Consider the following 1,049-nt stretch of genomic DNA (forward strand, 5'->3'; position numbering starts at 1 on the left):
CATGCGCAAATTGCGCTTGTTATAAATCGCTTCTTGAAGCAGAATTTTCTCCAGCTTCGACCAGAGCTCATCGCTGAGCATCAATCGGGGCATCGGAAACTCGTTTTATCGGTGGTGTGAGAACCTCGCAATATTACGAGTTTGCTTCTATTTATGAAATACTTATCTCAAAACGTCAACAGACCCTAGTTAATCCAACTTCTGAACCGTCCGAGCATCGCTGCCTAACAAGCAATTATATGATTTTTGTATATCTTCCATACTTTTGAAATTAACAGTAACAAAGTTGTTACGATTGCTAAACATGGCCAAAGGCTACTTTGGCTGGAATTCCTTCATTTGTGCTCAATATACTGGAAATGGCTGGCCTGTGGTTCAAAATCCCGCACCCGACACCTTATCCGCTGGCTTGCGGAACAATCAGTTTGACGAATGAAAAAGGGGAGATCTGGCGATGAATCTGGCTGGTGGTCAAATACTCGCCACAAGATCAAAGCCTACATAAAACATATTGAAATGGAGAAACACGGCATGAAAACAGATGACCCCGTTTATGAATGGTGCAGGGATAATGGAACCCTTTATCGAGCTTAAGCCAGTATCTCCTCCTGACTGGTATAAATTTCGATGATGATTTCAATCAACCCTTAAAACTCGTTATAAACAAGTAGTGATGGCAATTAATCAGTGTGGGATATATGAAAAGTTATTTCTCTGCAATCTTAAAAAAAACGATACAGAAAAAAGGATGGAAGAGATCAAATTGTGCATCATTAGAGGGAGTCGCAAAAAAAGAACGGTACACATCTATGCATAATACACAGCGAACATTAATAAATGTGTACCGTCGTTCAACATTCATCTTACAACAAAAGAGGTATAAATAAGACTCATTCTCAAAATGAAAGTTTCAACAAAATAAAAACTTTTTTTTAGTTTCTGTCTCATACAGTTTGATATGTGTTGTCAAATATGGAGTCCATATGATTAAGCTGCGAGTTGATTTGCATAGTATCGCTGTGTAAATTCTGCTGGCGATAGGTAACCTG

Annotated in this window: 1 protein-coding gene and 1 pseudogene; one reads left to right on the forward strand and one right to left on the reverse strand. The window is 38.8% G+C overall.

Annotated features, from left to right (window positions below; all coding sequences use genetic code 11):
* Positions 1 to 93 (reverse strand): annotated as a pseudogene (locus tag BLV54_RS15895) (IS5/IS1182 family transposase); the annotation flags it as partial.
* Positions 94 to 432: 339 nt separating this feature from the next.
* Here BLV54_RS15895 and BLV54_RS16355 point away from each other — a divergent pair.
* Entirely contained in the window at positions 433 to 594 is a 162-nt protein-coding gene (locus tag BLV54_RS16355) for a hypothetical protein (RefSeq protein WP_176969814.1), read from the forward strand.
* The last annotated feature ends 455 nt before the right edge of the window (positions 595 to 1,049 follow it).

Origin of the sequence: Nitrosomonas sp. Nm33, assembly GCF_900107265.1 — a bacterium.
Classification (GTDB): Bacteria; Pseudomonadota; Gammaproteobacteria; order Burkholderiales; family Nitrosomonadaceae; genus Nitrosomonas.